The sequence below is a fragment of the Elizabethkingia miricola genome, assembly GCF_001675285.1.
Classification (GTDB): Bacteria; Bacteroidota; Bacteroidia; order Flavobacteriales; family Weeksellaceae; genus Elizabethkingia; species Elizabethkingia miricola.
This window is the reverse complement of the sequence record NZ_LSGQ01000025.1, coordinates 21,639-28,037: the sequence shown is the minus strand read 5'-3', so window position 1 is coordinate 28,037 and position 6,399 is coordinate 21,639. Positions and strand designations below refer to the sequence as shown.

General features: G+C 36.3%; 6 protein-coding genes. 2 read left to right on the top strand and 4 right to left on the bottom strand.

The window, feature by feature from the left end; all coding sequences use genetic code 11:
• Positions 1 to 69 precede the first annotated feature (69 nt).
• A complete protein-coding gene (locus ATE49_RS11320; RefSeq protein ID WP_065082271.1) occupies positions 70 to 867 on the top strand; it encodes a LuxR C-terminal-related transcriptional regulator in 798 nt (265 codons plus the stop codon).
• Here ATE49_RS11320 and ATE49_RS11315 read toward each other — a convergent pair.
• The 4 genes from ATE49_RS11315 to ATE49_RS11300 form a co-directional block, all read right to left on the bottom strand.
• Positions 862 to 2,166 (bottom strand): cryptochrome/photolyase family protein, encoded by a 1,305-nt coding sequence (locus ATE49_RS11315; protein ID WP_065082270.1) that lies wholly within the window; start codon positions 2,164 to 2,166, stop codon positions 862 to 864. The genes ATE49_RS11320 and ATE49_RS11315 overlap by 6 nt on opposite strands.
• Positions 2,156 to 2,713 carry a lipocalin family protein gene (locus ATE49_RS11310; protein ID WP_065082269.1) on the bottom strand — a complete coding sequence of 186 codons (558 nt, stop codon included), beginning with the start codon at positions 2,711 to 2,713 and terminating at the stop codon, positions 2,156 to 2,158. Before ATE49_RS11310 ends, ATE49_RS11315 begins: the two co-directional genes overlap by 11 nt.
• Before the next feature lie 3 nt (positions 2,714 to 2,716).
• Entirely contained in the window at positions 2,717 to 3,385 is a 669-nt protein-coding gene (locus tag ATE49_RS11305) for a MarR family winged helix-turn-helix transcriptional regulator (RefSeq protein WP_065082268.1), read from the bottom strand.
• A gap of 167 nt (positions 3,386 to 3,552) precedes the next feature.
• Positions 3,553 to 5,811, bottom strand: a complete 2,259-nt coding sequence (locus tag ATE49_RS11300) for a family 20 glycosylhydrolase (RefSeq protein ID WP_065082267.1) — start codon at positions 5,809 to 5,811, stop codon at positions 3,553 to 3,555.
• A 161-nt stretch (positions 5,812 to 5,972) separates the two neighbouring features.
• Between ATE49_RS11300 and ATE49_RS11295 the strand changes: the two genes are divergently transcribed.
• Positions 5,973 to 6,248, top strand: a complete 276-nt coding sequence (locus ATE49_RS11295) for a hypothetical protein (protein ID WP_065082266.1) — start codon at positions 5,973 to 5,975, stop codon at positions 6,246 to 6,248.
• Positions 6,249 to 6,399: the final 151 nt, after the last annotated feature.

Below are 6,399 nucleotides of genomic sequence, written 5' to 3'. Positions count from 1 at the left end.
AAAAAATGACACATATCTGTCATTTCAAGAATTTTGTAGCTTCAATACTATTGCAGAACAAACACTTATATGAAAAAATTACCTGCAATTAGTATTCGACATTTTATGGAGAATATTAAAATAACCTGTAAAGATGATGATAAAGACTACTTTTCTTATTTTTCAGATGCTATTGAGAAAGCAAAAGACTTTGCTTTAGGTCCTTTTTTTTGGTTTATTCCCGATAATTATCAGCTAAAGATCAGATGGGTAAGCGATAATATTGATATGCTGACATTATATACCAAAGAAGAATGGTGTGGTAAGGGTCCTGATTTTTTTGCGGAACAGCTTCATCCGGATGATCGGGAATACGTTTTATCAGCATTTATATTTATTTACAAAGTTTATGCTGATGTAAAGAAAATTAACCAGGACAAGTCGGTATTTAATATTTATGCAAGATTTCTTAATAAGCATAAAGAGTACCGGTGGGTAGTAATGCAAACGGCAAAAATCTATATGAATGAACTGAATCAGGTAGAGAGTATTTTGTGTATTATCTATGATCTGTCTTATTTACAGATTAAGAATATGCCATTGCTGTCAATGGTGGACATTAACAATAATCATGTCCAGTACTTTAAGAGTTTCGATGAAAATATTGAATCTGAACATATTGATATACCAGTTATTACAAAACGGGAAAAGGAAATTCTTCAGTTAATGGCCCAGGGAGATAATACTCCGTTAATAGCTGATAAACTGTTTATATCTTATCATACTGTACAGAATCATAAAAGAAATCTGAGAAAAAAGACCAATACGAGAACTTCCTCGGAGCTTATTGCTTATGTAATTAAATACAATATATTATTTATATTATAATGCTATGTTCTGCAGTGCTTTTTTGTAAGTCTGCAGTGCACGTTGTCTTGCTAATTCATGCTGCACAACAGGGAGTGTTATATCTTGCTGAAAATCCGGATTCCATTTTTTAATGTACTGTAAGTCTTTGTCAAATTTCTGAGTTTGGGCAGTTGGATTAAAAATCCGGAAATATGGGGCTGCATCGCACCCGCATCCCGCTGCCCATTGCCAGTTGCCATTATTGGCAGCCAGATCATAATCGAGTAATTTTTCTGCAAAGTAAGCTTCTCCCCAACGCCAGTCTATCAGGAGGTGTTTGCATAGAAAACTAGCTGTAATCATACGGACACGGTTATGCATAAATCCAGTGGTATTTAGTTGCCGCATACCTGCATCAACGATTGGGTAACCAGTTTCACCATTACACCAGCGTTGGAATTCTTCTTCATTATTCCGCCATTCAATATAATCATATTGATGCTTAAAACTACGATGGACAACTTCGGGAAAGTGATAAAGAATCTGCATGAAAAATTCCCGCCAGATAAGCTCGGATAGCCATGTATCATTATGTTTAACAGCAAAAGCAATACATTCACGTATAGAAATAGTGCCGAATCGCAATGCTATTCCCAAATGAGAAGTTTTATCTAATGAAGGGAAGTCCCTATACTTGTCGTAGTCTTTTATAATATCAAAATCCGGAGTCGGTTTTTGAAAGCTTAAATCCGTTTTCTGGAATCCAATGACGGTTAAAGAAATAATTTCATGTGGCTGAACTTTTAAAAAGTTCACAAAGGATGTTTTTGTTGCTTTGTAATGTTCAGGAAGAAGTTCAGTCCGCCATTTTTTAGCATAAGGTGTGTAAACTGTATAGGGTAAACCGTCTGCCTTAACAATTTCTGCCTGTTCAAAAATAACCTGATCTTTAAAGTCATAAAAATCAATATCATACTTTTGTAATTGTGTTTTTACAGCCTGATCTCTTTTTATAGCTTGAGGTTCATAATCGCTGTTACAATATACCGCCTGTATCTGATACTGTTCTGTAAGCTTTTTAAAAATATCCAAAGGCTTTCCATGGTAAACCTGAAGTGCTGAATGATGCTGGTGAAGTACCTGATTAATTGCTGTGAGTACCTGATGGATATAATCTACACGACGGTCATAAGGATGACTTAGCTGATCTAAAATTTCAGTATCAAAAATAAATACAGGTAATACAGGCAGGCCGCTAGCCAGAGCTTGCTGTAACCCTTTGTTGTCTTCCAGCCGTAGGTCACGGCGGAACCAAAAAATAACAATTTTATTTTCCATGTACAAAAGGATTGTTTTTATCCTGATTTACCCATATTAATTTAGAGGTATCATAACCTATTGACTGAGCTGTTTTAAGGTATTCTTCCTTAATATTCTCCGGCATTGTTTTCTCCCGGGATAATAACCATAGGTATTTCAGATTTTGTCCTGCAATCAGGGCATATTTATAATCTTTATCGATGGCAATGACATTATAACCAGCATAAAAAGGTTTGAAGAAGCTTACTTTCAATGCAGCAGTTGTTTTATCTTTTCTGAATTTAGCGCTTCCGGTTGCAGATTTCCATTCTTTGGTTTTTGTATTGTAACCACTATTCAGAACTTTAATTTCCCCATTTTCTTTAAAACTATATTGTGCAGTTACATTATCCAAATCCTTTTCGAACTTATAATCGAAACGTGCAATTTCATACCATGTCCCGAGATAGCGCTTGGCATCGAAGTTTTCAATAGCCTTTGCATTTTTAGGAATATTAGAACAGGAGGAGAGTAATGTGATCGTTGTAATTGCAAGTACAGTACCCAATATGACTTTATTTTTCATGTGTTATAATACTTTAAAATTGTTTTCAATAACGCTGTCCAGCAGTTCGGAAGTTTCTATATTCTGAGTAAATATCGGATGGTGAAACTCATTGAGTTTATTTAGTAATTCTATCAGTTTCATTTTTTCTTTCCGGGTAAGGTTCCCTGCCACAATTTGTGTAGCCTGACGTATTTTATTCATTTGAGCATCCAGAGTATGTAAGCCTTGTATAGTGATTTGAATAATTTTACTTCTTTTATCTTTTGAGGAATCTGACTGCTCTATCCATCCCTGTTGAAGAAGTCTGTTTATAATCTGAATTCCGGCAGGCTTCTCCTGGATATTCTTTTTAATGAGTTCCATTTTTGTCATCCCACCAAAAGCTCTTAGGTTAATAAGATATATGAATTCTTCCTGTGTAGAGAATGAAGAACCATAGATGGCAGATTTAGAGTAGGTTTTGGCATAGCGGTTCATGTGAACAATAAGTGTGCTGATTGCACTTTCTGGTGTTCTCTTATTTTCCTTTCCTTCCCAATACGGTTCAGTAAAAGACTGTTCTTCCGTTATCTGATCCGCGACCCAACGCTTAAAGCTTTCAATATTATGATCATACTGATTTGACTTTTGTAAATCGGCTTCAAACTGTTCAACAAGTTTTATTGTATCCTTTAGCAGCGTATAATCCATGGCAAAAGTAAATTTAATGGTATGTAAATATACTAATTATTTTTAATTTAGAATATTATAGTACTTTATTGATTCGAATAAAGTATAAAAAGATACTATGCCGGAATTAATGAATATAAAAAAGGAAAGCACTGCTTTCCTTTTTTGAATAATTGTTTAAATAAGTTTTAATGGTAGAACCAATTATCAGGAATTGGTTGAGGTTCGGAATTGTTTACACTGTAATAAAGTTTTAAAGTGAATCCGCCGCCGGCTTCTATAAAATCAACATCTATTGGATGATAGCCGGGCTCCAATGCAATTTGCCCGCTTTTCATAACAGGAGCATGCTGTCCATCGTTATCACTGACTATCTGTTCTGCAATTTTCAGTACTCCGCCATCATCACAAGTAAAGTAGAAGTTGTAGATACCTTTTTCAGGAATGCGGATCAAACCTTTTATTTTAGTACCAAAAGCCGGCATCTTTATCGTATCACTCAGTTTTATATTAGCAATAATCTCGTTTTTTACGACTTCACCTTTTATACCTTTTGTATTTGGGAATACACCCGAGAAGAAAGCGGCATTTAATCCTGGAGTAGCCGATTTTACTTTTATAGCGGGATGCCATTTGCCTTGTTTTACCTGTACCTGATATAGTTCGCTTTTTGCTCCTGATGAAGATATTGTGGCAAACCGGATTTTAGAAGGCTCACGGATGGTTAATGAGTTTTGCAATACAGGACTGGATATCGTAGGTAATGAGCCATCCGTTGTGTAGTGTATTTTACTTGTTGCTAAAGGGTTATTTATTTTTAGTACAGATTGCCCGTCTACAATAACCTGTTCGTCTGCAAATCCGCTAAGATCAGGCATTCTGTAGCGGTAATCTTTTTTATCCCAAAGATTATAATGCTGAATTACCCGCTGCTGGTAAGATGAGTACAAATTGTTATCAGTCCATACTCTTTCTGCTAAAGCTGTCAAGCGGGGAAGGATCATAAACTCCAGTCGTTCACGTGACGGAATCATTTCCGACCACATATTAGCCTGTGCGCCCATAATCAGATTGCGTTTATCCTGTGGAATATCGGAAGGAATTACATTCATGTTATATACACTTTCGAGAGTGCTGCTATTGGGCAGGTAATCGAAATATAGCGGATTGGTTGGGGACATAATGAGTGGATGATTACGATTCACCGCTTCAAGTGGTGCATTTTTTTTCCAGCCGCGCCAGTACATAACTGTCATGCTTGGATCCGAGGGGCCTTCTAATATCTCATCCCAACCAATAGCTGTTTTGCCTTTTGACTGAATATATTTATTTACACGTTTTACAAAATAGCTTTGGAGGTCGTGCAGAGAGTTTAGTTTTTCTTGCTGCATTAAATCTTGGCAACGTGTCGATTTGCTCCAGCTGGTTTGCTCTACTTCATCTGCACCAATATGAATATAACGGGATGGGAATAAATCGATCACTTCTTTTAGAACATCTTCAACAAATTGATAAGAGCTTTCTTTACATGGATTAATCGGAACGGAAAATTGTTTACCCCATCCGGAAGTAGCTCCGTCCAGTAAAAGTTCCGGGTATGCAGTAGTAGCCACCATCATATGCCCGGGCATATCTATTTCCGGAATAACTTCAATATTTCGGGAAGCTGCGTAAGCAATAATGTCTTTGATATCTTTCTGGGTATAATAGCCCCCATACTCCTGCTTTCCGTTTAGCGTGCGGAGGTGCTCTTTCGGAAGTTCAAAATCCGGATTTTCTTTAGCTTTTTCCAGACAGGCTAGATCCTGATTGTTGAACTGGCGCCAGCCTCCCTGTTGCGTTAGCTTCGGATATTTTTTTATTTCAATACGCCATCCCTGGTCGTCGGTGAGATGTAGATGCAGCTTATTGAATTTATATGATGCTAATAAATCGATGAATTTATATAGATATTCTTTTGAGAAGAAGTGTCTGGCAACATCTAATTCTGCACCTCGCCAGCTATATGAAGGATTATCCTGTATTGTAAGTGCCGGAAGTTTTGTACCTCCTGACAGTAGATAAAGCTGCTGTAAAGTTTGCAGAGCATATAATGCACCGGCTTCAGCAGAAGCCGATATTTCAATTGTGTTATTTGTGATCTGTAATTTATAGGCTTCAGGTTTTATATCTGGCTGAATTTTTATCCTAAGATTTGATTGTGCAGAACTGTTTTTCTTTCGGAGAACCGACGAACTGAATAGCGATTGGTTAATGAAATCTTCAACCCGTTTCCATGGCTGCTTAGTTTCCATTGAATAGGTTATGGTATTGTTGTTCAGTGAAAAATTTCCGACAGTTCTCTCCAGCTGTTGGGGATAGGGGATAAGGGCAGGAAGCTGTAATTCTTGTGCAGAAAAGAACAAAGAACCCATAATACAGGCTATAATTGTAGATTGAATCTTCATATTTTAATTAGTTTTCCCAAAAATAGGATTTTTTTATTTCTTAATCTTATTGATGATTTGCTAATTTTAATGATATATAGTTTATTGATTAATAGGTGTTTATGTTTTATCTGTTTTTATTTTTTCATTATATTTGGTTACTAATCTTTAAAATATTTAATATGAAAAATCTTAAAAAACTTTCAAGAGCAATCCAGCGTGGCTTTATAGCTGGTGATGGTCCTTATTATTGTTTTGAGGGAGAAGGTCCAGGCACAGGTGGATGTTCAGCCGGAGAGATTTGCTCAGGAGGAAAATGTATTCCTTATACAGGTCCTGGTGGCGGAGGTGGAGGTGGAAACCCTGGTGGACCATCATATACCTGCATCTGCCCATGGGGAACATTTATTCAGAACGAACCTTGTGCTGGTCCGCCGTATTACTGTATACAGGGATAATTATATTTTAATGAAAATTATAATAGATACTCTGAACGAGTATTTATATAAAATGTCTGATGTAAAGAAGAGACTTTATTCACTGAGTTGAGTAGGTCTCTTTGTTTATTGATATAATTTATCGCTATAAAGTATCATAGCATTTAGTAAT

Excerpts from the sequence above, each read along its gene's own strand:
- ATE49_RS11320 (WP_065082271.1), top strand. The coding sequence starts at position 70 with ATGAAAAAATTACCTGCAATTAGTATTCGACATTTTATGGAGAATATT.
- ATE49_RS11315 (WP_065082270.1), bottom strand. The coding sequence starts at position 2,166 with ATGGAAAATAAAATTGTTATTTTTTGGTTCCGCCGTGACCTACGGCTG.
- ATE49_RS11310 (WP_065082269.1), bottom strand. The coding sequence starts at position 2,713 with ATGAAAAATAAAGTCATATTGGGTACTGTACTTGCAATTACAACGATC.
- ATE49_RS11305 (WP_065082268.1), bottom strand. The coding sequence starts at position 3,385 with ATGGATTATACGCTGCTAAAGGATACAATAAAACTTGTTGAACAGTTT.
- ATE49_RS11300 (WP_065082267.1), bottom strand. The coding sequence starts at position 5,811 with ATGAAGATTCAATCTACAATTATAGCCTGTATTATGGGTTCTTTGTTC.
- ATE49_RS11295 (WP_065082266.1), top strand. The coding sequence starts at position 5,973 with ATGAAAAATCTTAAAAAACTTTCAAGAGCAATCCAGCGTGGCTTTATA.